This is a genomic window from Ktedonobacter robiniae (assembly GCF_016587375.1).
GTDB classification, from domain to species: Bacteria; Chloroflexota; Ktedonobacteria; order Ktedonobacterales; family Ktedonobacteraceae; genus Ktedonobacter; species Ktedonobacter robiniae.
Map to the genome: position 1 here is coordinate 67,814 of NZ_BNJG01000005.1, position 26,598 is coordinate 94,411.

The window sequence follows — 26,598 nt, forward strand, 5'->3', positions numbered from 1 at the left end:
GTTCATTCTTTCCAGCACGGCTCTCGTGCATGTGACCAGAAGGAAGCTGCTATCTTCTACGCTTCTTCTTGACGGTTGGCTGAGGCGCGGGTACGACAACGCCTCCGATATCCTCGATCTTGCCATCTTCAATCTCAATGCGCACATCTGCCACCTTCGCTACGCTGCGATCATGCGTGACGACGATGACCGTGCGCCCTTGATTTGCCAGGCGCTTTAGCAGGTCTATAATACGCTTGCCATTCTGTGAGTCCAGGTTTCCGGTTGGCTCATCTGCCAGGATGACTTTGGGATCGTTGGCGAGCGCACGGGCGATGGCGACGCGCTGCTTTTGTCCACCAGAGAGCCTGCCGGGGTGATGCCGGTGGCGATTCTCGTCGATACCAACCTGGAGCAGGAGTGTCCGCGCTCGCTCGGGCATGTCGGCTCGTGACTTTCCTCCTGCCAGTTCCATTGGAAGCATGACATTCTCTAGCGCCGTCAGATTGGGAATCAGGTGAAATGATTGGAAAACGAAGCCCACGTTTTGACGCCTGAACTTATGCTCCTTTGGCCCGGTCAGGCTCATTACATTGACACCATCGACGACCAGTTCACCCCCGGTTGGTTTATCCAGGCTCCCAAGGATATAGAGAAGGGTCGATTTGCCGCTGCCGCTGGGACCCATGATGGTGACGAATTGTCCTTCTGTAAAGACAAAGCTTGCGTCGTCTACGGCCTTGATGACCTCACCATGCATCTTAAAGTGCTTGCTGAGCTTCTCGGCGACAATCGTAACAACTGGCTCTTTCTGAACAGTTGAATCTTTCTCTAGAACTGCGGGCGTGGCCGCGTCAATGATGGTCTCTTCTCCCATGGTTTATCCTCGCTTCTCAGACTAGTTGTTGCCTTTTCTCAGCACGACCGCGGGTCGGATGCGCGCGACATAGAGAGCGGGAATGATGCTCGTCAAGATTGCCAAACCAATTCCCAACCCCATGATGATGAGCAGTGTTTGCGCATTAAGGGTGACCGTTGATAGATGAATGTCACTGAGTTGCTGCGTTAATCCCTGGCGAAAGCCCTGGAAACCCTGGAAGCCCTGGAACGATGGACCTCCCTGTGTGCCTTGGGCCGTTGGTGTTCCTCCCCCCATAAATGAGCCGCGGCCTCTGCCAGCTACAGAACCAATATCGCTAGACGCAGTGGAGACATCAAACTTTTGTGAAATGATGGGGCCAAGCGTCACGAGGAGTACAGTCGCGACCGCCGATGCCAGGACACTGAGGGCCAACACTTCCGTCCAGAATTGCGCTATGACTTGCCAGTGTGAGGCGCCTATTGCCTTGAGCGTGCCGATTTCCGCGGTTCGTTCGCGAACGATAACGAAGACCGAGAAGATGATAATCGCGGCCGAGGTGGCTATGGCAACGATGAGCGCCAGCTTGATGCTGCTCTGTGCGGTACTGAGCGCACTAATCGCGCTTGAGTACATTTTGTTCTCGGTGACGACGTTGTATTTGCTGCCCAGCGCTGTGCGGATATTGGTTGCAACAGTGTCTACCTGGTCATAGGTCGTGGCGTAGGCCGTAATACTGTCGACGCCATTGACGGCGTAGAGCTTCTGCATGGTTGCCAGGGGCAAGGTGAGCGTATTATCGGCTGTGGCCGCGTCCGAGCTGTAGAGGCCAATGACTGTGAGCTTGGTGCTTTTGAGCGTAAAAGTTGAACCAACTTTGAGATTATTCGTGTCGGCCAGTGTCTTGCTCATGAGCGCGACATTTGCCGTAGCATCGCTCGTCTGGAGGCCGCGTCCAGAGGTGATTGTAGGCGTGCCACCCTGGATAGTGAAATGCGTGGAGCCACTTGAGATCCCATAAATCGAGGTTGGGATAGTCCTGCTTTGCCCATTAGGCATCTGGACGCTGGCGGTCTTCAATTGCTGATCGGTGTCATAGCGTCTCAGGCTCTCCTCGACACTGGTAACGCCAGAAACCTTTTTGACTTTATCGATAGCGTCAGAGGGTATCGGCGTGCTCGCGTTTTGTGATTGGAACAGATCGAAGCCACCATTATTGCCATTGCCACCACTGTCACCACTGCCACCAGGGAAACCTCTATTATTTCCGTTACTGTTATTCCCATTATTTTGTGTTTGACTCTGGTTGTCGGTCACATAACTGATGGTAACGCCCGTTCCCACCTCTGAGCGCACTTTGGTAAGCTGCTGCTGCGCGCTACTGTTGAGGCTGACCATGGCCGCAACAAACATCAAGCTTGCTCCCAACAGCAAGACGATGAGCAGCAGCCGTAGTGGATTCCGTACCACGTTTCGCATGCCGCGTAAGACTATACCCATGCAACTAATACTCCTTCGTTTTGTTCGTTAGCCTGTGACTGGTTTTATCTTTTTGCCGCTGTCGATCTTTGATGCAAAGCGGCAAACCTTTCTGGCAAAGTACACAGAAAACGGGTCAACAACACTCTCTGACCTTCCTCAACACTGGAGGAATCAAGGAAGATCATGAACGATATTTATTTAATGCAGCGAGGAACAGTCATATAGTTGTTGGCCGCCCACACCAGAGTCACCACCGGCAGCCGTATTCGATTGCGTAGAACTGGTGCTCCAGAGGCTTGTCTGTACGATCGAACAATGCGACTGTACCCAGCTCGTCAATTGTTGATTCTGGCCATCACCTAATAAGCCTCCACCACCATTCCCTCTCGTTTGCCCTGTCCCTGTGGGCCCGCTCGCCTGAGTCGGAGAAGCACCGGTCGTTGTATTCGGATTACCCGGAGACTGGAGCAGGAAGTAACGCACCGTTCCATCCTTGATCAACGAGGTCAATTGACTCTGGGTGAGAATCGGGTCACTGCCGAGATATCCACCTAGGGCCATTACAGGCTTATTCGTCTGTACAATAATCGACTCGGCAGATGTGGAGCGAATGGTCGCCAACAAGTAACGGGCCGTTCCTTGATTTGCTGTCAGGTAATCGATCAGCTTTTGATCTGATGCCGCACCTCCTCCCATTCCCATACCACCAAAACCGCCGGGGGTACCACCTGTGCGACCTTTGGAATCTGTTGCGCTAAATGAACCCGTGCGATCTTTGGATGACATACTACCACCACCACCGCCTGGAAAGGCCATCGTCCCCCCCATGGTTGAAGGGCCAGCAGTTGGCAACGTTGTATTTTCCGGGTGAAGGGTCGTTGTAAACGACCAGATCGCTGGCGTAATGAGCAACACAGCTACACCGGCAACGATTGCAGAACGCAACCAGGAATTTGAATTGATGATCAATGTGGGGCGTAGCCGTGCAAAAACGAGTACTGCTGCCGAAAGTATCGTCAGGATCAATACAATTGGAGATAATACTGTATTCCAACTGTTAGAGGAGGAGAGCAGATAGAGCTGTTCTCCCGCTGTGAGCAGCAGAGCTAGCGGTAATATCCAACCACGCCAGTCAGCACGCATACGATAATCATTCCATAAGGTGACCAGACCAATCGCTGCAAGTGCAGCGATCGCAGGAGCGATGATCACCATGTAATATGTATGAAAGAAGCTGGCTATGCTGAAAAAGGTTCCCATTGTTAACAGCCATACTCCCCACAACACACTCGCCTGCAGACGATTATCAAGAGGGAGGCTGACACGATGTTGCCAGAGCAAGGCCAGGAGCCCCAAAATCGCCATCGGCAAGAGCCAGCTGACCTGTCCACCTAAATCCACGTTAAAAAATCGCAATGGACTTGCTGGCCCGCCTCCGTTGAATATGTTCGCCGTACCTCCGCCATTGCCCGCTCCTCCACGAGGTCCGTTCGCCGTACCTCCGCCATTGCCCAATCTCCCAGGAAAGGGTGGTTGGGATGTAGACGTCGGTGGTGTAGCAGAAGTGCTCCTTGAGTCGGTCGTGCCTGGCTGGGATCCTCCTCCAGCCTGACTCGTTCCCAGTAACCGTTGAATACCGTTGTAGCCAAGAGTCAAACTGAGTTCGGAATTGTCCGAGGTTGAATCAACATACGGGCGTTGCGACGCTGGTACCATATCGACGGCCACAATCCAGGAAAATGACACAATGAGCATGATCAGCGTTGCCAGAACCAGGTGGAGTATTCGCTTGCGCCAACTCAATGGTGCTGTCAATAGGTAGAGCAACCCCAAGGCTGGAATGACCAGATAGGCCTCTAATGTTTTGACATTGAAGCCAAACGCAATCAGGAGTGCTCCGAGCAGAAGCCAGCGCAAACGACCGGTCTCAGCCGCCAGGCTGACAGCCCACGTTGCTAACAAAACAAAGAGCACCAGGAGCATATCAAGATTATTATCACGGTTCATCGCGACACTAATTGGGGTCAGGGCCAGAAAAAGCGCGGCGAGCAGGCCCGTGACCGGACCGAATTTGCGGCGCACCAACCAGTAAAGCACGAGCACCGAGAGGATACCGGCTGCGGATTGTGGCAGGATAATGCTGAACCCAGAAAAGCCAAAGATGGCTGCACTGGCGGTCTGAATCCATAACCCAAGCGGTGGTTTATCAACAGTGACGAAGCCAGCCGGGTCAAAGGCGACAAAGAAGAAATTATGCCAGCTATCAAGCATACTTCTGACGGCGGCCGCATAAAATTGGTTCCCATAGCTATTTTGTTGCTGTTGAAAGAAGTTCAAAAACGCCGCGATGACGACAATCAATGCGAGTGCGATGCGGTGCCAGGTGCGAGTCGGTGCGATCGCTTCACGCCGCTCCACATCCTGCGCAGAAGTACCGCTCTGGCTATGCGCTGTAAAAGACATGTTTCTCGTTTGCATGTATGTTATCCTCACGTATGATAGTCAAGCAACTAACAGGTGATAAATGCGTGTATCATCTGACATGCCGTTATCTCTGCTTCCTTCCTTCACGCTTCCATTTGGCCGCGTAAGAAAAGAGTTCTCCAAAAGCACGTAAGATAACGCTGACCTTAGCGCCAGTCGCACGACCGGCGCGCCGAGGGAAATGATGAACGCCGATCTCTTTGTATGAATGGTCTGCACGCTTCAACTTGTAGAGTAATTCGGCATTGATCATGGCTCCTCGGGTCTCCAGAGGGGATTCACGAAGCAATTGCGTGTGCAGAAGCTTGAATGCACAATCGATATCACGGACAGAAACACCCAGCACAAGACGAACAAGAAATTTCCATCCCCAGGCATTCAATTTGCGCATCCAGGTATCCTGGCGATTGAGGCGGTACCCGATCACGGCATCATAGGTATCAATAAAGGAGAAAAAACTACGCAATTCCTCAATCGCAAACTGTCCATCAGAATCCATAAAGAACGTAAGGCTCTTTGATGCTGCGGCAAAGCCACTGACGAGCGCTGCCCCATATCCTTGATTGGTGACATGGTTGATCAGGCGAACCTGAGGATGGACAGCGGAAATCTCGGCAACAAGAACCGCGGTCCGATCCTTGCTGCCGTCATTTATGACGATGATCTCATAGTCGATGCCCCAGCGATCAAGCCAAGTGAGCACATTATGTACAGTCATCGCGATAACATGTTCTTCGTTATATGCTGGCAACACAACAGAGAGACTATGGATGGTTTTCAATCTGGCATCAGCGGGTTCTGCGATGGGCTCGGCAGTGGTTACAGCCGACGCTGATGCTTGTTTATTGATTTGCTCAAAATGATGAGACATAAATTCCTCACTTCACCTAGATTGTCTGCTTGCAGAAATTGACGTTTCATGGCTTTTGCACAAAAAACCAGAGACGCATGCCGAGAAACGAAATGGAAGCAGAGACAATGATTGCAAGGGCCTTAGAAATGTTCGTCCAGAGGACCATGCTTTGAACGAAAGGATGAGGAAAAGTACGTATCGCCCAGACGAGTATCGTATTCACCACCATCCCGAAAAAGGTTGTGAAAGCAAAACGTGTTAATTCGTGCCAGCTCATACTCTGCTTAATGCGGAATGTCCAGTACTTATTTAGTAAGAAACTATTGAATGCACCAAAGCTATATGCTACGACGTTATAGGCCAGAATCAACCAGTTCCGGTTCGTTGGCAACAGCAAGAGGAGAGCATTTAAGGCGAGTAAATCCAGCCCGGTGTTGATACCACCTACCAGACCAAAACGCACTACCTGCAGAGAATGCGTCTTCCAACGTGCACGTGAGGAGGGCTTGTAGACATCTTTTGTCTCTTGCTGTTTATTATGAACTTCCTCTGTCTCGATCAATAGCCACTCCTTTCACTCGCATTGACAACCGGCAAAAAAGTTTTCCGATCTTTGATATGAGTTAGAGAATTGCGATGGTTTTTCTTCATGCCGATTGGCATTGCTTTTTTCAAGTTCCCTTCTCGACACATCCAACTATAGCAGGAGCATTATGAAGATCTTATAAAGAAGTCATCAAGATACTGTTTGTTTGCTTATTGCAAGGAGCAGCAAGTGCCCACGTCGAGCATGCCACAATGCTCTGTCTTTCTTTTCATTTCCGCTGTCTTCATACAAACTTTATATTTTTCTTCTATACTAAGCGCAGCGAGAGGGCCGCATCTTGGCTCTCTACGAACGTGCGAGAACGAGTTCGATAAGCTCCAGGCAGTACACAGTTTTGGTCGTTGGTGACGATAGAAAGATAGTAGACCTGATCCGCATCTACCCTAACAAGTTCAATGAACTCTAGAAGGAAATATGCAGCACACAATTTTGGTCGTTGATGACGATAGAAAGATAGTAGACCTGATCCGCATCTACCTTGAGAAAGAGCGGTATCAGGTCATCATTGCCTCCGATGGGTCCCAGGCCCTGAAACTGGCCCGACAGAAACAACTGAGCCTGATCATCCTGGATTGGATGTTACCAGACATTGATGGGCTCGATGTCTGTCGTATTCTCCGCGCTGAATGTGACATTCCCATTATTATGTTGACTGCCAGATCGACCGAGGACGATACATTGCTCGGTCTGAATCTGGGAGCTGATGATTACCTGACGAAGCCTTTCAGTCCACGCGAACTCGTCGCTCGCGTGCGAGTGGTGTTGCGACGCGCAAATCAACAGAAAGAGGATGATCGCCTGCCAGCGCTGCGCCTGGGCGATCTCGTTGTCGATTTTGAAGCGCATGAAGCCAGGTTACATCATACTGTCGTTCGTCTCACCCCCAAAGAGTTCAAGCTCCTGGAGACGCTGGCAAGGGAACCGGGCCGTGCCTTTAGCCGTGCGGAACTGGTCACGAGGGTTTTTGGCATTGACTATGAGGGTTTTGATCGTACCATTGATGTGCATCTTATGAACTTGCGCAAGAAGATTGAGCCTTTCCCTGATCAGCCCGTCTATCTGCATACAGTCTATGGAGTTGGCTATAAATTACGAAAAGAGAATGAGGATGAGGATTCGTAGCCTACGAGTACGTTTGATACTGATGTTCATGCTTGTCGTAATGATTGCGTTAGGAGCATATGCTGTCTTTGCCAGCCAGATCACGCGAGACAGATTTCAACATTACCTGGATAATGAACAGACGAATGAGCAAGGGGTGATCTCTCAAATTCAGGCCATGTATCACCAGCCCCAGGATACGCAGCGGTTGCAAGTCCTGATTGAGCAAAGCGCGACCCAAAATAAGGTCAGGACGCTTGTGATTAACCCTAACCAGCTCATTGTCGCTGATTCGGCACGCAAGCTTGTCGGTCGGACACTGACGCTTCCCTTGTTCCTCACGCTTGAAAGCACAAACGCAGGAAAATCTCCCTTACCCGGAGCCCCATTTCCATCCGGCAGAGCGGTACGCATTATATCAACCGATGGGAAAATCGTAGCTTCTGGTCCGCCAGCGCCACTGACGAATACAAACTTTATTGATTCTGTGAATCGTGCGCTGGAACTCGCCGTTCTCGTAGCCGGGTTCGTGGCCTTTATCCTGGCAATTATGTTATCGGGTACCATTCTCAAACCAGTTCGCGCCTTAACCCGTGCGGCCAGACAATTGGAGCAGGGGAATCTCACGCAGAGAGTGCAGATTCGGAGGCGAGACGAAATCGGTGATCTGGCACACGCCTTTGATACAATGGCAGATAGCCTGGAGCGTTCAGAGCATCTGCGCCGCCAATTATTGAGCAATGTTGCTCATGAGCTACGAACACCACTCACCAATATTCGCGGTTATCTCGAAGCGCTTCAGGATCAGGTGATCACACCAGATGCCGCAGTCATTGCATCACTCTATGAAGAAGCCATGCTCCTGAGTCGTCTGGTCGCAGATCTCCAGGATCTGGCTCTGGCTGAAGCAGGACAATTGCGTCTGCAACGAGTTCACATCGCGCTGGAGGATGTCATCACCAAGGCAATCAACGCTCTCTCCCTTCAGGCAGAGAACAAGAAGATCTCCTTTTCCGCCAATATCGCCTCCGATCTGCCATTGGTCGAGGCAGATGTACAACGGATAGGACAAATTCTGCGCAATCTGTTGAGTAATGCGATCAAATACACGCCTGAGCAAGGGTGGTTCGGGTGAGCGCACAGGCTGTGCAAAAAGAGGTACAGGTGTCTGTACGGGACAATGGGATGGGCATCGCCGCCGAGCACTTGCCTTATATCTTTAAACACTTTTACCGTGCCGATACCTCCCGTACCCGTGAAACAGGGGGTAGCGGCCTCGGACTGGCGATCGTTGAGCAACTGGTACATGCACATGGCGGGCGTATTACCGTGGAAAGTTGTGTGGGACAGGGCACCTGCTTCATATTCACCTTGCCTATGCTCCCTCAACAAGAATATATATATCGTGGCGCAACTTCCCACAGGGTCGCAACAGACATACGATTGGAGTAAGTGGCAATTGACCTCTGATAACTCCAGCGGCGATTGACGCCAACCGGTGACACAAGGTACACACGGAGATCTCTGGCATCCTGTACTGGGTACTTGACACATCCGTTCAGAAATGAAGCGGAAAAGCCTCAATTCTGATGGCTCTGGCTGATCACATTTCCGGTTAGGAAATGTTATTCAAAAGGTGTGCCGTCCGCAATATCTTTAGAAAAACCGTAAAATCCGGAAGAATTTTTTCTAAAATTCTTAGAATGGATTGAAAACGTCCGCGCTAACTTTAGACCGTGTTTGGGAAATGGCAGAAGAGAGGCTCTGTGATATCCTGGAAGGATGAGTACGAGTTATCCAAGTTACCCAAGCGATCTTTCTGATGTGGAGTGGGAGTGTCTCCAACGTTATCTCCCTCCCCAGTCCAGACGAGGCAGGCCTCCAATTCACTCATTGCGTTCCATTTTTGATGCCATCTTCTACGTCCTGCGTACCGGTTGCCCGTGGCGTTACCTGCCAACTAACTTTCCGCCGTGACAAACGGTGTTCTATCATTTTCGTCGCTTACGCCTCAAAGGCACGTGGTTTCGCCTCCTCACGATCTTGCGAGAAGCCGAATGCCAACGAGTTGGGAGGAACGCCCAACCGAGTACGGCGATCATCGATGCGCAAAGTGTGAAAACCGTCGAGGAATCTGCTGGCATCTGCGGGTTTGATGCGCACAAATGGGTGAAAGGACGCAAACGCCACATTCTCGTGGATACGCTTGGCCTCCTCCTGGCGGTTTATATCCCCCCGCTGATCTGCACGATGGAAAAGGTGCCCGGTACCTGCTTGCTGGGCTCGCCCCACTGCTCCCACGCCTCAAAAAGATCTGGGCCGACGCAGCTTATCGAGGCCAAGAACTGGCCGAGTGGTGTCTGACCCAAGGCAACTGGGACCTGGAGGTCGTCGAGCGACAACCAGGCACGCGTGGCTTCAGTGTCTTACCCAGACGGTGGGTAGTCGAACGAACATTGAGTTGGATCTCCCGCAATAGGAGACTCAGTAAGGATTACGAACGAAAGGTGCAGACCAGCGAGACACTGATCCAGGTGGCGATGGTTCGGCTGCTGGTTGCACGTCTGAGCAGAAGAGCCTAACCCTGTCCCAAACACACTCTTACATTTCCTCTCTCAAGCGAAAACCCGTTTTCAGATGCATTTGGATTTTTTGCTGAATGTTGTTTATCCCCTCTTGTCCTTGTCTCAAACGCCCTCTTGCTCCTATAATCTGAGCAAAAGATCAACTATTGAGAAACGCTTTCGAGGTATGCTGGACATATGAAGCACTCCCCCCTTTTCTGTCCAAAGTGTGGCAAGAGGAATGAAGCCACGTGTACTCACTGTTCCGCATGTGGAACTCCTTTGGCAATTGAGCGGAAGCGGTTCGCTTATGACAGAGTGACGTTGAACAATTCTAGAACAAAGGGCAGAGACAGTTCCCTACTTTCTCCTCAACGAATCAGGCGGCGTGATGAGATTTCTCTTCACGCTGATGTCGCGGTAGATCGTCGCAAAATGCTTTGGCTGGCTGGTGCCACTACATTCGGAGCAGGGATGAGTCTGCTTACCTTCGGAGCCTTTTGCTCTCAAGTGGTACCTGCGGTAAATTCATGGGGGCATGATCTTGAAAATCCTTCTCAAAGTCCCCTCTATGATATCGTAGGATTGAAGAGTCCAGTGTATGGCATTGCCTGGTCCCCTGACGGAAAACACATCATTTCAGCAGAGAACAACAGTACTGTGACACTCGTTGACACGTTTCATGATCCTGATGCTCCCAACAAAACTTACTTTGGCCCCTCTGATACCTATTTAGACCATTCGGGGCCAGTCTATGATGTTACCTGGTCTCCTGATGGAACACGCGTCGCTTGGGCTGGTCACGATAAGATAGTAGTGGTTATATCTGTATATGATGGGGTCCCGACATATAATAGGAACAGTATTCTCACCTATGGAGGCCATAACGCTGCTGTGCATGCGGTTGCCTGGTCCCCTGATGGGACACGCATTGTTTCGGCTTCAAGCGATGGCACCATTCACATTTGGAATGCGCAGACTGGAAAGACGCTTCTCACGAAAAACCAGGAGGGGGAGATCCTTGCCGTTGCCTGGGCACCATTTCCGCGAGGGGAGCACATCGCCTCGGGTGGCACTCACAAAGCAGTACACATTTGGGATACGACAGATGGACACACCATCAACACGTACCAGAAACACACCGGGACAATCTTTGACCTTGCCTGGTCCTCTGGCAGCTCACCCTATATCGCCTCTGCCTCTGCCGATGGCACAGTACAGGTCTGGGATGCATACGACAAGCATGCTGACAAGAAAAATATTCTTACATACACTGGACACCGAGACGCTGTACATTCCGTTACCTGGTCTCCTGATGAAACTCACATTGCTTCGGGTTCCACAGATGGAACAGTGCATATCTGGGGCACTGAGGACCCAATGAAGGGATCTACGACCAGTCTCTATCAGGTGGGCTCAGCTGTGAACGTCGTCGCCTGGTCTCCTGATGGTTCATATATTGCCTCCGGCTCCGACAACACAATCATGAACATATGGAAAGCCCCCAAATCATAAATTTTTCACTCTCACTATTTGCGCTCGGCTCTCTTTGGTCAAAGAATACGATTTGAGACACCATCTCCGATGGAAGAGTGTATCAATTTTTGGCGTCTCTATGCATTTCCCAAACACGGTCTAATACTACAGCCCCACTTAGCGAGGTATGTATGTTACGAAGTGGCTTCGTAGGCTTCTTCTTTGTAGAAAACTGGTAACGTGGCAGTGAGCTTGTGGAGCCACCCCACGTTTTAAGTGGGGCTGTAGTACTAAGATAGTGTTTGAAAGTGGTCATCTCGCCGAGAGGAAGAAGAAAGGGGTTGATGTAACGAGTCGAAGAAGCAGAAAGAAAGTGCAGAAGGCGTATGAAGGTGACACTGGGGAGGAAAGCCTATCCCTCCGATCTGACGGATGAGCAGTGGGAACTGTTGGAACCCCTGATCCCTCAACCATCCCTGCAGGGCCGCAAGCCGTTTGTCTCGCGACGCGAGGTCGTCAATGCAATTTTGTACGTTTTGCGCAGTGGATGTCCCTGGCGCATGCTGCCCCATGAATTTCCCGCGTGGCAAAGCGTCTATTACAATTTTCACCGCTGGGAGCGCGAAGGCGTTTGGGATCGTATTCTGCAAACCCTACGCATGCGGATGCGCACCAGGCAAGGCCGAGAGGAAGAGCCAAGTGCGGCGATCATCGACAGTCAATCCATCAAAACGAGTGCGGTTCGGGGTCCTGAAAAGGGCTACGACGTCGGAAAAAAAACGTGGGGCCGCAAGCGTCATGCATTCGTCGATACGCAGGGCAATCTGTTGGCTGTGAAGGTGACAGGAGCCCAGGCCTCTGATCACCAGGGCGGCACTGCCCTGCTCGAGCCACTCAAGAATGCGCTTCCCCGTCTGCAGCTCATTTGGGGCGATAGTCATTACGGCGGAACCTTTCTGACCTGGGTGAAAGAAACGCTGGGCTGGACGATTGAGACCATCCATGCAGTCACGCTCCCCAAACGAGGCCTGCTCGTGCCCGAAGGGGAGGAGGTGGACTGGGACGCATTGTTTCCCACAGGCTTGCGGCCTCAGCCCAAGCGATGGATCATTGAGCGCAGTTTCTCCTGGATCGTGCGCTGGAGGAGGCTTTGCCGCGATCACGAGGGGCTCCCACAGAGCAGTGAGGCCTTTATCAAGCTCTCTGCCAGCTACCGTATGCTCACCACGCTCGTGCCAGCTTTCCCATCGCGACCGTTTTAAAACACTATCTAAGAAGCCAGCACGCACCTCTACCCCAGCGCCAGCCTCCGCCGACCAGTCGCCGGCTCAGCCACTTGAACATCCTGCCGCTCCGCCTAAGAAGCCAGCGCCACGAGACAAGGTCGCACAGAAGAAGAAGGAGAAAGAGGATCTACCAGTACCACTACAGCCAATGGAGGCCAGACCGATAGTGGTGGATGAGGCCGTCACGCCGCGCAGCGTTCCCAGCCAGATGCTCGCTCCAATAGATGTGGTGGTCAGCCTGGTCCCAGCCTCACCGTTACGACGCAAGCACAGACGCACACGTGCGCTCCTGGTTGCTATGCTGCTGGCGCTCTTCCTGCTGATCGGCGGCTCAATGTTGAGTGTTTTTGTCGGATTCGGCCCGCTGGCCCGGCTCTTCCCCGGCAGTTCCGCCAGTGTAACCATCACGCCTGAGAAGAAAACAGTTAAAAATGTCTATGCTATTTCGGCGACGACCTGGGTACCTGACCCGGCGCTGCACCAGGTAGCCGCGCACTTTATCAGCGTGACCACGTCACCCCACACAAAAACGGTGCAAACGTCCGGACGTGGTATGACTCAGGCCATCAATGCTCTGGGCTTGCTGACCTTTTATAATGCCCTACCCTCTTCACAGAACATTCCCGCCGGAACGATCTTTGTCGATAAGAAAGGCATCCAGGTCGCCACTGACGATGAGCAGTATCGCCCACGCGCTCATTCCCGGCGCCCAAGGCAATATCCCGGCCCTGGATTTTCAAGAGACAACCTGCTGCCACGCCGGCATTACGCTGACCAATCATGATGCCTTTAGTGACGGACAGGATGCCCGGCCCTACTCGTATGTGCAGCAGAGTGATATTGATATGGCCGCCAGCACCCTGACAGCTGAAATGACCAGCGAGGGACAGCAGGCGATACAAGGGAAGATTCAGAGCGGGGAACAGCAGGCCGGAAAGGCGAAATGCAGTGCCAGTTCGAGCGCCAGCCATAGCGCGGGCGAGCGCTCCAATAGCGTGACCGTCTCCACGACGATGACCTGCATAGCTGAAGTATTCAATCGCGATGATGCCTATGCCATGGCGACCAACCTGCTCAAAAGTGATGCCACGCAGACCTTTCACAACCACTATGCCCTGACCAGCCCGCTGAAAACGACATTGATCAATGCTGTGATTCAGAATCCAGAGGGCATGATCTCGCTGCACATCGAGGCGCAGGGGCAGTGGGTGGCACAGTTTGATGCAGCGAGCCGGCAGGAGATGGCGCGTTTGATCGCGGGCCTCAATGCGGCCTCGGCGCAGGATCTGCTGTTGCACCAGCCCGGGATTACCCAGGTCCGCATTACAGTCACCAATAGCCCCGGCAATGTGCTGCCCCTCGACGAGCACAAGATGATCATTCAGGTTGGCCCGTAGGGGTTGGGGCAGCGCCCTCGTGGGTTGTGTTGCAAGAATGAGAAAGGGAAAAACTGGGTAGAAAGAGTGGTTCACTTTGATCAGTTTAGGTAGCCATCCCAAATAGATTGGCAACCAGTGCCACCAGACCAGCCACAGCACCTCTTTCTATCCCTTGTCCTTTGCGTAATATATTCATGATCTCGTATCCTTGGAAGGTGCGCCATGCTGTCTCGAACGAGAAGAAACCCATCCCTGGCTTCGTCTGCCGTTTGATGAACCGATGGTCTTGTTCGATCAGGTTGTTGAGATACTTGACTTGCTGCAATACCACCGCTCCAGCAAGCATTCCAGCCGCTTTAAGGTCAGCAATGGCTTTCGGGTAGGCAGCATTGTTATCGGCATTGATGACGCGGGGAGTTGGTGTGGTGGGAGAGTCAGTCAACGTGGGGGACTGGATCATCGGCTCCTCGACAGGATGTCCTTGAGGCACGCAATCAGCAGTAACGTGCAACACTTTGCAGAAAAAGAGTTTGGCAGCCTCAGCGTCACGTATTGGGCTCAAGAGAAACTCCAGGGTCTGACCATCTGAATCAACGGCTCGGTAGAGGTACATCCATGTTTTCTTGATCTTGATAGAGGTTTCATCGACACGCTACGAGGCATTGCAGGCTTTGAGATAAGACCGAGATCGCTTCTCCAATTCAGGTGCGTTGCGTTGGACGAGAGCGATAGATTGTCGTATGATCGACGTAGAGACCTCGTTCTTGCATCATCTCTTCCAAATCCCGGTAGCTTAGAGGGTAGCGAAGATACCATCGCATGCAACAGAATGATGTCGGATTGGAAATGACGCCATTTGAACGGAGTTTGCTCGATCATGTCTGATCCTCTTTTGCTTTTTCGCTTCACTTTAGCAGATCAGCTTACTTCTTGCAACACAACCGACGGTAGTGAGCCTGAGGACTTTCGGAATATGGGGAAGTGCCTTGGGGTCCCACACTCCTCGTTATACACGCGTCATGATAGAGCTGTGAAGAAGCTTCGCAAGCACTTTAAGCGAGCGTAGTTGCTAGTGGAGATGTGTCCCACCACACCTCCACATTGTTGCTGTGTGGCTAGCGGGTCACATGGCTCGCTAGCCACACTCCCCGCCCCCCACCCCACCTGCGGCGGACGACGGTAGGAGTCGGCCGCCTCGTTAACGAGTTATGGCTACGATGCACGATGCTTTCTGAAGTTAACGAGGATAGACCGGGTAAGTGCTGCCAAGCAATCGGCGCAAAGATCTTTCATATCGCCGAACAAGGTACGTGTTTCTTTAAAGAGTGCTTGAACACGTTCATAAGGCAAAGCATCGACAGTGCGGATGTAGTTTTTGGCTTGCCTCATTAGCCTGTTCACACGTGCTTTGAGCAGTGTGAGATCTTTGCCCGCGTCCTGCGGGCAAAGCTGGAGATCAAGTACAGCCTGGAGCATGGCCTGGTAGTAGTGGAGATACACCGGTAGTGTTGCAAAAAATTTAGAGCTGAGAAAATAGAGTAAGTAATTACGGTACAAGAATCATTTCCGTAGAGAAAAGGTAAACATTCTGCACCTTTTTCCTCGTGAAATGTGTTCGTGTGCACTTCAATTTGCTGAGATTTAATTTTTTTGCAACACTACCAACTCAGGAGGAGGCGGATCAGCTTAGCGGGCTTCTAGGATTTAATGTGCCAGTGAGTGAGGATCACTTGGATATTAAATCAAGTGGAAGCATAATCGTTTTCAAGAAATCTCAGTGGTGGCTGATGGTTTTTGAAGCCACTTACCTGCACGTTACACAAATTCCAGAAGCCTTGCCTCCAGCCATAGGAGAGTTTTGTACCACCTGTGGATGGCCTGATAAGCGATGTATGTGCGAAACTTTTACCCTCTCTCATAGAGAAGAGTGTTTCTCAGCTAGGTCAGAGGTCGCTAATGAGCTTTATCTAGCTGCGCTTGAGCAATGGATTTCTACGCTGCGCCAAACCGAGCAAATGGACCTTGAAATGATCAAATTGGCATGTATGGGTGCTCGTGACGCGTACTATCGTTGTGAGAAAACGGAGCTAGCTTTGGAGGGAACAGCGATAGATCTGGATAAAACAGTGACGCCTAAAGCCTGGTCTCGCTGGCAGGCATTGGAAACTGCTTCTTTCCGGAAAGATCCTACGTGTGTGGACGATACCTTGGCTAATAGTACTTGTCGCTTTCTTAAAAATTTGGCTGAGCATATTGAGCAAATCAATCGACGCAAGCAAAGGACTACAACCCCACTTCTAGAAAAGGAGGAACTTCTCTGAAACGTCGTCATCTTACTGTTGGTCTCTTATTATCCAAGAATGTGAAGCCAAGTTTGTTTGTTAACCCAGCCTGATGTTGGTGCTCTAGGATACCGCTTGACAGGTGAAAACCTGTGGTGGATTTCTTTTGGGCATTGGTAATGAGCAGCGGTGTTTTTAATGATGGTTCTCTAAGAGTTAGCGTCTTGAATGGGATGCCTTTCACTATTGACCTTCGAGCAGTGAACGTATGTAAACATAGAGTGGGCGTGCTAATGAACTCCAAGATGCCAGTGGTAGGGCGTCGGTCAAGATGAACTCCTGGCGTATTGTTGTAGAGCATGGCATAAGCCTTCTCCATGTGAGAAGGGAGAAAAGGTGAGTTCACATATTGTGAACTCACCTCAAATGTTTTTTGGATGGAGTATACAGAGTGTTCGAACAAGAACAATCTGCCTAACATATGAGAAGCCTGGGCAAGCTAGCGGTAAAAAAACTTTTACCGCTGCGCCATATTATTGGTAAGTTTAGCTAGAGAGAGCAAAGGGGTACGGGTGCTATTACAGCTCTGGCTCCTTAACTCAGATCTATCGTGACATGTGACGCTTATTTTTTGTTTGCTTTTACACACTGGATTTTATGCGAATCCTGAAGATACATGTTTTGAGTTTAAACTCCGGCGGCTGCAGGGAGACCAGATGATCCTTAGTCGGTACGATTGTTGCGCTTGGCATTGGATTTATGGCGTGACGGTCTGCTTCTTCTACCCATGTACTACTCTTTCCGCTATGGGGAGACTGAGCAGGGATCAGAGACCAGGTTCTTATGACTGTTGAAGCAGGCACTGCCAGCGATGGGGAAGGGCGTGATGGCGCGCCCTGGCTAGACCGGCGTCGCAAGAGCCTCTGAGGTGGGAGTCAGGAACGCTCTGCTGGAAGCGGCATGACCTGGCCGAGAGATAGGAATGTCGTGACTGTTTGACGGGAAAACCGTCAAACAGTTTTTTTACGAGCTATTGACTTTTTATGCGTCCAATGCTTTTAGCGCATACTGACCTGATATTATCTGCCGTTAATTGCAGCCGGCCATAACAGCATACTATAAACATTAACGAAGAAAATAGATAAATAAAGCTTTTGACGCAAATTGCCTGCAAGTGTCCGGTTTCTGTCCTGTCAGGAAACAATTTTCTCTTCTATAATGGGAAACATGATCTAAATGATCTTTTGCCCTTCTACAACTCATCACCAACTTATTCATCTAAAAATATCTAGAGCGTTGGTCGATACAAAAACGTTTTTAAAAGCTAACAAAAAGGAGACAAGTACGAAACTAATGCCTACAAAATCATATCAGCAAAGAAAGAGACCCAGAACATTTCGTTTTGTTAATGGACTCGCAGCCCTCATCGGAATAACCATTGCAGGACTGATACTGCATGGGCCGGACTTTTACCAACTACAACTTTATCAAATTGTATTCCTCGCTGTACTCGCTTACGTAATCGGGCGAGGAATATTTGATCTGCTCACATTTAAGCCGTCTAGAACAGAGAACTTCAATCAGGATGCTACCAGCGCAGACTTACAAGAACGAAACTGATAAATTACAGAAATTGGCCCTTCGGATTTTGTTGTGGATTCGAGCCGCGAATCCGCCTGACCGCGTGTGAACCCACAACAGATTCCGAAGACCCGTAATGGCAGTATGTCAAGTACTGTGTAAAAGGACAAGATCTGGCTGAGCTTGCGATGCTGGTGGCATCGTGAGCTTGTGGAAGGTCAAGCCGCGAATGACGGCATAGAAGAGCAGCAGACAGCTCCCCTCATTGCGAAACGCGGCAGCCATCTTGTGCGAACGACGTTTGACTTCTCCAAAGAGCCGCTCACTGACATTGTTGGTGCGAATGGTCTTCCAGTGCGTCTTCGGAAAGGTGTAAAAGGTGAGACAAGCCTCCAGATCCCGCTGCAAGCACTCTACCGCGGTGGGATAGACCTTCTGGTACTTCTCAAGGAAAGCAGCCACGGCTTGATCGGCCTGCTGTCGGCTTTCTTGGTAAAAGAGGGCTTTGAGCTCAAGTTCAAGCTGTTCTCGCTGCTTGCTCGGAACGTAACTGAGCACGTTCTCCATCTTGTGCAGAACACAGCGTTGTCTCTGTGCGGTCGGGAAGTGCTTGGTGATGGCATTGAGCATGGCCCGGTTGCCATCACTGATCCAGAGCCCGATTTCCTTGACTCCTCGTGCTTTGAGGTCCTCCATGAGATCCTCCCACGCCTGCTGATTCTCCCGATCCCCCACGCGAAAAGCCAGCACTTCTCGCTCTCCGGTGATGGCAATGCCCACCACCGCCAAGATGGGCATCTTGCAGCCTTCGCTCTGGTAGATCACGGTGAAGTAGGTCCCATCGGCAAAGGCGTAGGCATAGCGCTGAGCTAGGGGACGGGCTTTCCACTGCTCATACTCCTCTTGCAGCGTATGAAACACCCGCGAGACGGTTGAGGCACTCGGATGCAAACCGGTTAATGTCTCGATGATCTCTCCGACTTGAGCCATGCTCACTCCTTTGATGAACATGTCTTGCATGGCGCCATCCAGCTCGTCGCGGCGGCGATGATAACGCTCAAACAACTGCGTGTGATACCCTCCTCGCGTGCGAGGAACGGGCACATCAGCGATTTCTCCCACGGTGGTGTCCAGATGACGGCTGTAGTGTCCATTGCGTTGATCTCGACGGTGTGGCTGCGCTCATACGGCTTGGCTCCAATAAAGGCCGTCACTTCTTCTTCCAGCACATTGATGAATGCGATGCGAACGGCGTACTGGAGTCGCTCTTTCACCAGCTGCTCAAAGGCCTCTTGACGGGTGATGATGTCTTCGCTAGAGTGATCGTAAAGGGTCATGGCTATCCTCCTGGTTCAGTTTCACTACATTTTCCAGTTCAGGATACCAGACCTTTTTTTTACACACCACTCAGAATACTGCCCCCGTAATTTGTGTACACTTGTCAGTGGGGGGGGGAGGCTCTTTTTTTTGTGTGGTTGTGTATCATATAGTCATAAATAGTTTGGAGCGTCTGGGCGTGTTGGGGTTGGCCACTGCGGTCGTCATGGGTTGTCGATCTGCCGGGGGCAGGCGGAGAAGGTGATTGAGGGGAGTGGGAGATGTCCCCGAGAAGCCAGCCTGTCCCTGGTGGAGTAGTTCACCGAGCAGTGGTGTGTCCCGGTCGAGTACGACAAGGAGGAAGGAGGCACGAGGGGGAGTATCGTTGTGACCTGAGCGCTTACACGCGCACGCTGATGAGGGAAGTGATCGTCGTTAGAAGCCGCGTTCCTCCTGCGTGGCCAGAAGAAAATAGACGAGCGCGAGCAGAAACGGGAACAAGCTGAGGATGAGCACGGCCGCGCGTGTTGATGCGGGCCAGTCCAGAACCACATCGATGCTGATGAGGACCATGGTGATCCCAAGAAAGATCAGGCCTAGTATCTTGTAGAGCGTGGGATGACGATGGACTATTTTCTTCTCCTCTTCGTAAAAGCTTTCCAACGTTTCCATCCTTCACAGATAGTTTACACAACGTGTACGTAGGGGAAGAGCATCCAATGGAGCGTGAGGCAAGGCTCTAACATAGATGTGTTCGGGAATGAGCGATGAAACCGCTTGCTTCAGGGGGAGAGCGTGCGATGGGTGGACCTGATAGTGTATTGCGCCTGAGCTACGAGAGGACAGGGCCGAGCGCGCGGCGTCAGGGGGTTCTGCCTGACACCCATCCCTAACCCGTCCGCGACACATCCTCAACACGTCCCTCCTGCTCGCTCCAGCCTGCCTGAACGCCACTTCATGCCTGGTAACGCCTTGTAACGCCTGCTGAAATGCTCTCAAACGCCTTGTGATGCCTTGTGATGCCTTGTGATGCCTACTGAAATGGCGCCAAATGCCTGGTAATGCCTTGTGATGCCTGCCGAAATGCCGCCTACTGCCACTAGATGCCTGCTCTTGCTCTTGAAGGGCTATTCTTGCTTGGTTGACACGTTTTTCCCGCTCTTCTTGTGTTCTTGAATGCTCTTGCACCTGCGGCCCTGGGACATGACATTTGTCATACTCTTTTGCTGATATCTTCCACTACGGAAAAAAAGCATTTCTTGGTATGCTAGGAACTGTAAAGGGACCTTATGAAAGAAGCAACCCTCTATGCAAAACTTGGAATGAAACATTCTGGTTGAAAGAACGAGGCAGAAAAATGGGTACACGAAATGCACGGATCTTGCTGGCTACTCTTGGCTTTATCGGTATTGTCGCGCTCTCCGCCTCATTTGCGATGAACCCTGGTCCACCTGCTGGGGCGACGCTTCCCCAGATCATGGCGTGGGGCAAGCAGAATCAAGTCTTGATTGAGGCTGGTGCCTGGCTCCAGGTGTTCGGTTCGTTTCTGCAACTCATGTTGATCCTGGGGGTGTTATCTATCACAGACACGCTCAAGCGTTTCATTGGCATCATTACCGCGTGCGCGGTCTTGTTGATCATGGGGATTAGCCTAGTCGAGTCGTCTTTCTACCTCAACGCTATCGCTGGTGGCCCCAATGGCGACATGGCAAAACTGCTATGTTGCAAGAATCTTCCGCAACATAGCAGTTGCCCTTCAGCCAGGGAAACGGATGAAGAGGTATTTAGCCTTTCTTTTCGAGGAGGCGTTAGGATCGTCTGGTTCCCCTCGATCCATTGCTCATCCATAAATCCGCTTCAGGTAGGCGTACAGCGTCCCAAGATCCGTGATTGTCTTCGCTCGATCCACAGTATCCGGCTTCTCCTCAGAGAGCACGAGCAAGCTTTTGGTCATAGCGATCAAGGCGGACACCTCTTCTGTGTCCAGGACCAGCCGGATCTGTGCCTGCCCGAGATCAATCTGTGCCAGAAGTCTCCCCTGCAGAGCCTGCACCAAGCGAAGCATGGTATTTCGCTCGTGCGTGGGAGGCATGCTTGTGAGCACAGATCGGCGAAAGTCCTGCATGTATCGGAGCAAACGCTCAGCCTGCTCGCGGCCCAGCAGGAAAGGAGGAGGAGTGGAACTCGTCACGGTTTCCCTCGCCTCCCATACGCTGCATGGAAGACATAGGATGCGTGATTGGCCTCCCATTCCTGGGCGACGCGGGTGACCATGGCCTCGAAGTGTTCCAGCGGCATGTTTGCCTGCGTACAGTAGGTGCCTTTGAGGGCATCAAAGGCGCTGAGCACATTGGCTTTGAGCATGGCTCCGATATGGCCAGCCCATTCTCCCAGGGGAACGGGGATATCGTGACTCTCGATGGCTTCCAGCCCTTGCTGGGCAAGCATCTCCCCTAAGCGGGGCATAAGACCCATATCGAAACCGCGCTCTCTGCTTCTCTCCCCCATCCAGGTGAGCAAGTGGGCGGTTTCCGGCCCGGCACGCTGAATGGTAACCCCAATTTCCAGCAATTCTATCCAGCCGCCAGGACGGGTGACGCGAACCAATTCCTGAATCACCGATGGCCAGTGGGTGGCAGGCAGCGCAGCGACCAGCAAGCGCTGATGAACATAGTCGAATTGCTGATGAGGAAACGGCAAACCCTTGAGCACATCCGCCAGACAAAAGGTATAGGAAGATGAGGACGTGTATTCCAGGGAAGCAGCAGAGAGATCCACGCCGACGATGTGCGCCTGGGGAAAGAGGTTGGCCATTTCCACCGGCCAGATCCCCGTGCCGGTTCCCACATCCAGGATCGTGGTGACATCGGGCGGAAGCGGAACCAGATAGTGATTGCCAATGGCGCTGTAGAGACAGCGATGTTGGAAGTTTAAACGATTCTGCTCTTGAGCGTCTTTGGGCAACAAATACGGGGCATCAGACAGGCGTTCTCGATCATCCAGGATTGCAGTCCTCTTCTGCGGTCCTGATCCCTGCCAGGAAGAGAGGTCTGCCGGGGGCCTACGACGCGCCGCTCGCTTCCAAAAAAACATGCGTATTTTTCTCCTTAAAAAGAATATAGGGAAAGACAAGAGGGAAACGGGTGAAGAACAGACAGCTTCTCCCTTTTCTGGTTTATCATCTTGTCCCAAAAAGGGGAATCCTGCCTGACATATGTTCGATACATCCATGTTCTTCGTTTTCACACTCTCTCAGTTTCCCCCTTTTTTCTCGTATTGTCAAGAACTGCCCCCTTTGGAAACCATGCCAGGAGCAGCTTCCTCTGCCTCACCAGGAGGTAAAAGAGCCTGGGGAACCCTGTCCAGTTTTGAAGCCGACAAGTTATTATCTACGCTTCAGAGAAGTTAGGTTCCATCGTTGTCTTCCAATACCTGTGCATTATTGTCTCCTCTGTATGTGCTCTGGTAATGTTCTCTTGATGCATGCCTCTACAGAGGGTGAGGAAGGGAGGCAAGCAGCAATGACGATGCTATCAGGCAAGAAGAGGACCTGTAAAAAGCTCCCATTGCCTCGTAAATAGAGGTAGGAGACAGTGATAGTAGCAACGGTTATTGTTGTCATTTGACTCCTAGAGCGAGAAAAGGATAGGGGACCTATCGGACCTATCAGGAGCCTGTCTCATGTTGGAAAAAGGAAAAGAGATTAAAAGGTATTATCGTTTGATAGCTATTTTAGAGAAAATAGAAATTGCCGCCTGTTTTTGTGTCGTTGCCATCGTCCAGTTGACTTAAACACATAAGAGGCCACGATGGTATCATACAGGGAGGACAGCATTGAAACGTTTTATCGAATTTTCACTGGAGGATGGCAGTACCGTGGTGGTGGAAGTGAACGAACCAGAGAGGGAGCGAGGCACGCGACGTGCTGCTCGTGGTACGGAAGAGGAACCGGAAAAGGCCCCGCAAACCTTTGAACAAGCATTGAGCAAGATTCGCCCAGCGACCGAGAAGGTGATCACAACGTTGCGAGGTCTTATCCAGAAGCCTGATGAGATCGAAATGGAGTTCGGCTTCAGCTTAAGCGCAGAGGCGATAATTACTCCTGCCTCTGCGCTTAAGCTGAAGCCAACTACAAGGTAACGCTGCGGTGGAAGGGAGAGGAGCCTGAGAGCAGCAAGTGATTGGTTGAGCCTAGCGCTGTCTGCTCCTGAGGATTCAATCACCGAGAACATACAGGTCGGAGAGAGATAGGATGAACTTCCTCAAAGGCATTGTGCGTATTGTAAGCAACAAGCGCGTCGGAACGGGCTTCGTGGTCTCAGACGATGGTCTGATCGCTACCTGTGCTCATGTCCTTGGAACATTCAGGCTAGAAACAGCCTTCGTGGTGTTTCAGGAGAGCGGGGAACAACGAGAAGCAAAGGTGCTTGCGGAAGGCTGGCGGGGAGTCGACACCGGGGATGTTGCATGGTTGAGCGTGAGCGGAGTGCTGCCAGGAGGAGTCCAGGCGCTCCCGTTAGGTTCTTCTTGGGGCACAGGCGGGCAAACTTTTGTCACCTTCGTCTATCCCGGCGTCGGAGAGGTAGAAGGGGTACGGGGAGCAGGGACCATCCTTGGGCATGGGGCAAAGACCAGAGCGGGGCAACCCCTGCTTCAATTGCGCTCGAGCGAAGTCACTGCAGGGTTCAGTGGGGCGCCGGTCTGGGACGAGGTGCGCCAGTGCGTTATCGGCATGGTGGTCATCGCGGCTGAAAGGGATGAACTGGGCAAGCTTGGCGAGACCGCGTTCGCAATTCCCACCGAAACGTTACATGCTATCTGCCCCGCCTTGCAGGTATCCGACCTCTGCCCCTATCGCAGCCTGGAAGCCTTCACCGAGGTGGATTCGGCCTTCTTCTTCGGTCGTGGGTGGATCATCGACGAACTCGTCGCAAGCTTAAAGGAGGAACAACGGTTTCTGGCAGTCTTTGGCCCTTCAGGCTGCGGAAAGTCTTCGCTGATTCCGCGCCTGCGGGCAGGTGCCATTCCCAGAAGCGATCGCTGGGCAATTCTGGTCACCCGTCCGACGGATCCTACTTTCCAGGATATACTCACAGGTCTGAACCAGCACTCCCCTCCGACGGCTGTCATCATCGACCCGTTTGAGGAACTCTTCACGACGGTCTCTGATGCAGCACGCACGGAGGCTGTCACAGAACTCACCCGCCTCCTGGAAAACACCTCATCCATCACGCTCGTCATCGTCATGCGCAACGACTTCTACAACCGCTTCGTACAGCACGAGTCCCTGGTGCCCTGGCTCTCACGAGGTTTGGTCAACATTTCCCCCAATGTGAGCCGTTACGACTTGATTACAATGGCTAAGGAACCTGTAGCACTGGTCGGAATGGGCTTTGAAGGGGGACTGGCAGAGGCAATGGTCACAGATACCCTGACCACACCCTTCATGGAGAGCAGAGACATAGGGAGCAGTACTGTACTCCCTCTGCTTGAATTCGCCTTGACGCAGCTATGGGAGCGACATCGGAATGGCATGCTCACCCGTCAAGCCTACGAGCAGATCGAAGGGGTGACCGGGTGTCTCACCCAGTGGGCCAATCAGGCATACTACCGCTTCGAAGAGCAGCAGCGGCCCCTGGTACGCTATCTCTTCACGGCATTGGTTCACTTAGGCGATAGAGCGCAGCATATTCCCGATACACGCCGTCGTCGAGTTCTCACCTCGCTCGTGCGCAATGAGGAGGAACGAGCAGAGGTGTTCAAGGTGGTGCAGCGATTGGTAGCTGCCCGCCTCCTCGTGATGAGTCAGGATATTGAGAGCAAGCAGGAGACGATCGAGATGATCCATGATGCTCTCTTGTGGGAATGAGGATTGCTCAAGCAGTGGGTGGAGGAAGATCGACGCTTTCTGCTCTGGCATCAAGGGTTAGAGCAACGTGCGCGGGCATGGGTCGATACCAGTACTGATGATCCTACTAAACGCGATGTATATAAACTGTTTGCTGGTTCCGATTTAACCGAGGCCCTTGATTGGATGAAGATGCGGGGTCAAGAGTTGAGTCAAAGCGAGCACGAGTTCATCCAGGCCAGCCAGAAGCGGCAGGAGCAGCAACAAAAGAACATTCTAAATAGACGAGCATTTATAGGCCTAGTCATACTTGGGGTGACAGGAGGAAGTTTTGCGCTCAATCGTTTGCTGCTTCCCCCAATGCCTTCACTTCCCCAATCACACTCTTCTCCCCCTTTCATTCTCAGCGGTCATACAGATGTCGTCACTAGCGTAGCCTGGTCTCCCAATGGACAATGGCTGGCTACCTCCAGTGAGGATAATACCGCCCGAATATGGGGTGCCTCCACTGGCAAGCTGCTCCATATTCTCAGTGGTCATACCCAATTTGTCCTCAGCGCAGTTTGGTCTCCCAATAACCAGTGGCTGGCTACCGCGAGTTTTGACTCCACCGCCCGGATATGGAGTGCCTCCACTGGCAATCTGCTCCATATTCTCAGTGGTCATGGTAATGCCGTCAGCAGTGTGGTCTGGTCTCCCAATGGACAATGGCTCGCTACCTCCAGTTATGATTACACAGCACGGATCTGGGAAGGCTCCACTGGCAAGTTGCTCCATATTCTCAAGCATATGCGATCTGTCAGTGGTATCATCTGGTCTCCTGATGGTCAATGGTTGACGACTTCTAGCGATGACGGCATTCTACGTATTTGGAATGCCGCCGGTCTCCTTCTTCGTGAACTGAGTGGCTCTACCGATAACATTCCTATGGGCAGAATGGCTTGGTCTCCCAATAGCCAGTGGCTGGCTGTCGCGAGTGACGACATTGCATATGTCTGGAATGCTATCGCTGATACGATCTTGCAGATTCCCAGCAGCAAGACGCGTTCTGTCACCAGGGTAGCCTGGTCTCCTGATAGCCAATGGCTGGCTACGTCGGACTCTCGTGACAACTCCGCTCACCTATGGAATATCATTACTGGCCTATCGGGCTCTACCTTCAGGGAGCACGCTGCCTATATTACTCAGATGGCTTGGTCTCCCAATAGTCAATGGCTGGCTATCGCAAGTCAGGACAAAACCGCTCTCGTAGCCGATGCTACCACTGGTGAGTCCCTCTATCTCTTCCGAGGTCATCAAACTGCTATCAATACCATCGCCTGGTCTCCCAATGGACAATGGCTGGCTACTTGCAGCGATGATGGAACTGCACAGATCTGGGATACTGTCTCAGGACAGACGCTTCACATCCTCAACGGTTCTGTCAGAACTCAAACTCCATCTGGGCATGAGGGTGACACTTCTGGTATGCTGGTGCTATTATTTTGACGGAATGAGGAA

20 protein-coding genes and 4 pseudogenes are annotated in these 26,598 nt (G+C 51.9%); 14 read left to right on the plus strand and 10 right to left on the minus strand.

Annotation, left to right across the window (positions count from 1 at the left end; translation table 11 throughout):
- Positions 1-49: 49 nt before the first annotated feature.
- From JMJ04_RS42775 to JMJ04_RS42795, 5 genes are all read right to left on the minus strand, one after another.
- Positions 50-856, minus strand: a complete 807-nt coding sequence (locus JMJ04_RS42775; protein WP_201376503.1) for an ABC transporter ATP-binding protein — start codon at positions 854-856, stop codon at positions 50-52.
- A 21-nt stretch (positions 857-877) separates the two neighbouring features.
- Entirely contained in the window at positions 878-2,338 is a 1,461-nt protein-coding gene (locus JMJ04_RS42780) for an ABC transporter permease (protein WP_201376504.1), read from the minus strand.
- A 180-nt stretch (positions 2,339-2,518) separates the two neighbouring features.
- A complete protein-coding gene (locus tag JMJ04_RS42785) occupies positions 2,519-4,798 on the minus strand; it encodes an ArnT family glycosyltransferase (RefSeq protein ID WP_201376505.1) in 2,280 nt (759 codons plus the stop codon).
- 70 nt (positions 4,799-4,868) lie between these two features.
- Positions 4,869-5,675 (minus strand): glycosyltransferase family 2 protein, encoded by an 807-nt coding sequence (locus tag JMJ04_RS42790; protein ID WP_201376506.1) that lies wholly within the window; start codon positions 5,673-5,675, stop codon positions 4,869-4,871.
- A gap of 46 nt (positions 5,676-5,721) precedes the next feature.
- Positions 5,722-6,219, minus strand: coding sequence for a GtrA family protein (locus JMJ04_RS42795; RefSeq protein WP_201376507.1), 498 nt, complete (start codon positions 6,217-6,219; stop codon positions 5,722-5,724).
- 459 nt (positions 6,220-6,678) lie between these two features.
- Here JMJ04_RS42795 and JMJ04_RS42800 point away from each other — a divergent pair, with 459 nt between their 5' ends.
- The 9 genes and pseudogenes from JMJ04_RS42800 (at position 6,679) to JMJ04_RS47640 (ending at position 14,088) form a co-directional block, all read left to right on the plus strand.
- Positions 6,679-7,386 (plus strand): response regulator transcription factor, encoded by a 708-nt coding sequence (locus JMJ04_RS42800; protein WP_201376508.1) that lies wholly within the window; start codon positions 6,679-6,681, stop codon positions 7,384-7,386.
- Complete coding sequence (locus JMJ04_RS42805; RefSeq protein WP_201376509.1) at positions 7,373-8,500, plus strand: sensor histidine kinase; 1,128 nt, start codon at positions 7,373-7,375, stop codon at positions 8,498-8,500. The genes JMJ04_RS42800 and JMJ04_RS42805 overlap by 14 nt, the downstream gene beginning before the upstream one ends.
- A gap of 29 nt (positions 8,501-8,529) precedes the next feature.
- Positions 8,530-8,817: a sensor histidine kinase gene (locus tag JMJ04_RS42810; RefSeq protein ID WP_201376510.1), complete on the plus strand. Its 288-nt coding sequence runs from the start codon at positions 8,530-8,532 to the stop codon at positions 8,815-8,817.
- Positions 8,818-9,147: 330 nt separating this feature from the next.
- Positions 9,148-9,947 (plus strand): annotated as a pseudogene (locus JMJ04_RS42815) (IS5 family transposase).
- Positions 9,948-10,403: 456 nt separating this feature from the next.
- A pseudogene (locus JMJ04_RS49300) lies at positions 10,404-10,586 on the plus strand (hypothetical protein); the annotation flags it as partial.
- Between the two features lie 3 nt (positions 10,587-10,589).
- Positions 10,590-11,444: a WD40 repeat domain-containing protein gene (locus JMJ04_RS42820; protein ID WP_201376511.1), complete on the plus strand. Its 855-nt coding sequence runs from the start codon at positions 10,590-10,592 to the stop codon at positions 11,442-11,444.
- 347 nt (positions 11,445-11,791) lie between these two features.
- The gene (locus tag JMJ04_RS42825; protein ID WP_201374428.1) at positions 11,792-12,667 is read left to right on the plus strand and encodes an IS5 family transposase; all 876 of its coding nucleotides are present in this window, start codon (positions 11,792-11,794) and stop codon (positions 12,665-12,667) included.
- Complete coding sequence (locus JMJ04_RS47635; protein ID WP_236039115.1) at positions 12,588-13,475, plus strand: hypothetical protein; 888 nt, start codon at positions 12,588-12,590, stop codon at positions 13,473-13,475. Before JMJ04_RS42825 ends, JMJ04_RS47635 begins: the two co-directional genes overlap by 80 nt.
- Positions 13,366-14,088: a hypothetical protein gene (locus JMJ04_RS47640; RefSeq protein WP_236039116.1), complete on the plus strand. Its 723-nt coding sequence runs from the start codon at positions 13,366-13,368 to the stop codon at positions 14,086-14,088. The genes JMJ04_RS47635 and JMJ04_RS47640 overlap by 110 nt, the downstream gene beginning before the upstream one ends.
- An 85-nt stretch (positions 14,089-14,173) precedes the next feature.
- Here JMJ04_RS47640 and JMJ04_RS42835 read toward each other — a convergent pair.
- Both JMJ04_RS42835 and JMJ04_RS42840 read right to left on the minus strand, forming a co-directional pair.
- Positions 14,174-14,949, minus strand: a pseudogene (locus tag JMJ04_RS42835) (IS6 family transposase).
- 333 nt (positions 14,950-15,282) lie between these two features.
- Positions 15,283-15,627: a hypothetical protein gene (locus tag JMJ04_RS42840; protein ID WP_201376512.1), complete on the minus strand. Its 345-nt coding sequence runs from the start codon at positions 15,625-15,627 to the stop codon at positions 15,283-15,285.
- A 62-nt stretch (positions 15,628-15,689) separates the two neighbouring features.
- Here JMJ04_RS42840 and JMJ04_RS42845 point away from each other — a divergent pair, with 62 nt between their 5' ends.
- Complete coding sequence (locus tag JMJ04_RS42845) at positions 15,690-16,391, plus strand: hypothetical protein (RefSeq protein ID WP_201376513.1); 702 nt, start codon at positions 15,690-15,692, stop codon at positions 16,389-16,391.
- A 1,689-nt stretch (positions 16,392-18,080) separates the two neighbouring features.
- Here JMJ04_RS42845 and JMJ04_RS42850 read toward each other — a convergent pair.
- Positions 18,081-19,270 (minus strand): annotated as a pseudogene (locus JMJ04_RS42850) (IS256 family transposase).
- Positions 19,271-19,685: 415 nt separating this feature from the next.
- Positions 19,686-19,913, minus strand: coding sequence for a hypothetical protein (locus JMJ04_RS42855; protein WP_201376514.1), 228 nt, complete (start codon positions 19,911-19,913; stop codon positions 19,686-19,688).
- Between the two features lie 694 nt (positions 19,914-20,607).
- Between JMJ04_RS42855 and JMJ04_RS42860 the strand changes: the two genes are divergently transcribed.
- Complete coding sequence (locus tag JMJ04_RS42860; RefSeq protein ID WP_201376515.1) at positions 20,608-21,480, plus strand: hypothetical protein; 873 nt, start codon at positions 20,608-20,610, stop codon at positions 21,478-21,480.
- Here JMJ04_RS42860 and JMJ04_RS42865 read toward each other — a convergent pair.
- Complete coding sequence (locus JMJ04_RS42865; protein WP_201376516.1) at positions 21,438-22,343, minus strand: class I SAM-dependent methyltransferase; 906 nt, start codon at positions 22,341-22,343, stop codon at positions 21,438-21,440. The two genes, JMJ04_RS42860 and JMJ04_RS42865, sit on opposite strands and share 43 nt — an antisense overlap.
- A 741-nt stretch (positions 22,344-23,084) precedes the next feature.
- Here JMJ04_RS42865 and JMJ04_RS42870 point away from each other — a divergent pair.
- The 3 genes from JMJ04_RS42870 to JMJ04_RS42880 all read left to right on the plus strand — a co-directional run bounded on the left by JMJ04_RS42870 (position 23,085) and on the right by JMJ04_RS42880 (position 26,586).
- Positions 23,085-23,390, plus strand: a complete 306-nt coding sequence (locus JMJ04_RS42870; RefSeq protein ID WP_201376517.1) for a CU044_2847 family protein — start codon at positions 23,085-23,087, stop codon at positions 23,388-23,390.
- A gap of 112 nt (positions 23,391-23,502) precedes the next feature.
- Complete coding sequence (locus tag JMJ04_RS42875) at positions 23,503-25,119, plus strand: serine protease (protein WP_201376518.1); 1,617 nt, start codon at positions 23,503-23,505, stop codon at positions 25,117-25,119.
- 3 nt (positions 25,120-25,122) lie between these two features.
- The gene (locus JMJ04_RS42880) at positions 25,123-26,586 is read left to right on the plus strand and encodes a WD40 repeat domain-containing protein (RefSeq protein ID WP_236039118.1); all 1,464 of its coding nucleotides are present in this window, start codon (positions 25,123-25,125) and stop codon (positions 26,584-26,586) included.
- Positions 26,587-26,598: the final 12 nt, after the last annotated feature.

What these genes read in the sequence shown, in the direction of transcription:
- JMJ04_RS42825 (WP_201374428.1), top strand. Translation starts at nt 11,792, where the DNA reads ATGAAGGTGACACTGGGGAGGAAAGCCTATCCCTCCGATCTGACGGAT.
- JMJ04_RS42775 (WP_201376503.1), bottom strand. Translation starts at nt 856, where the DNA reads ATGGGAGAAGAGACCATCATTGACGCGGCCACGCCCGCAGTTCTAGAG.
- JMJ04_RS42860 (WP_201376515.1), top strand. Translation starts at nt 20,608, where the DNA reads ATGGGTACACGAAATGCACGGATCTTGCTGGCTACTCTTGGCTTTATC.
- JMJ04_RS42790 (WP_201376506.1), bottom strand. Translation starts at nt 5,675, where the DNA reads ATGTCTCATCATTTTGAGCAAATCAATAAACAAGCATCAGCGTCGGCT.
- JMJ04_RS42785 (WP_201376505.1), bottom strand. Translation starts at nt 4,798, where the DNA reads ATGCAAACGAGAAACATGTCTTTTACAGCGCATAGCCAGAGCGGTACT.
- JMJ04_RS42805 (WP_201376509.1), top strand. Translation starts at nt 7,373, where the DNA reads ATGAGGATTCGTAGCCTACGAGTACGTTTGATACTGATGTTCATGCTT.
- JMJ04_RS42865 (WP_201376516.1), bottom strand. Translation starts at nt 22,343, where the DNA reads ATGTTTTTTTGGAAGCGAGCGGCGCGTCGTAGGCCCCCGGCAGACCTC.
- JMJ04_RS42875 (WP_201376518.1), top strand. Translation starts at nt 23,503, where the DNA reads ATGAACTTCCTCAAAGGCATTGTGCGTATTGTAAGCAACAAGCGCGTC.
- JMJ04_RS42800 (WP_201376508.1), top strand. Translation starts at nt 6,679, where the DNA reads ATGCAGCACACAATTTTGGTCGTTGATGACGATAGAAAGATAGTAGAC.
- JMJ04_RS47640 (WP_236039116.1), top strand. Translation starts at nt 13,366, where the DNA reads ATGAGCAGTATCGCCCACGCGCTCATTCCCGGCGCCCAAGGCAATATC.
- JMJ04_RS42780 (WP_201376504.1), bottom strand. Translation starts at nt 2,338, where the DNA reads ATGGGTATAGTCTTACGCGGCATGCGAAACGTGGTACGGAATCCACTA.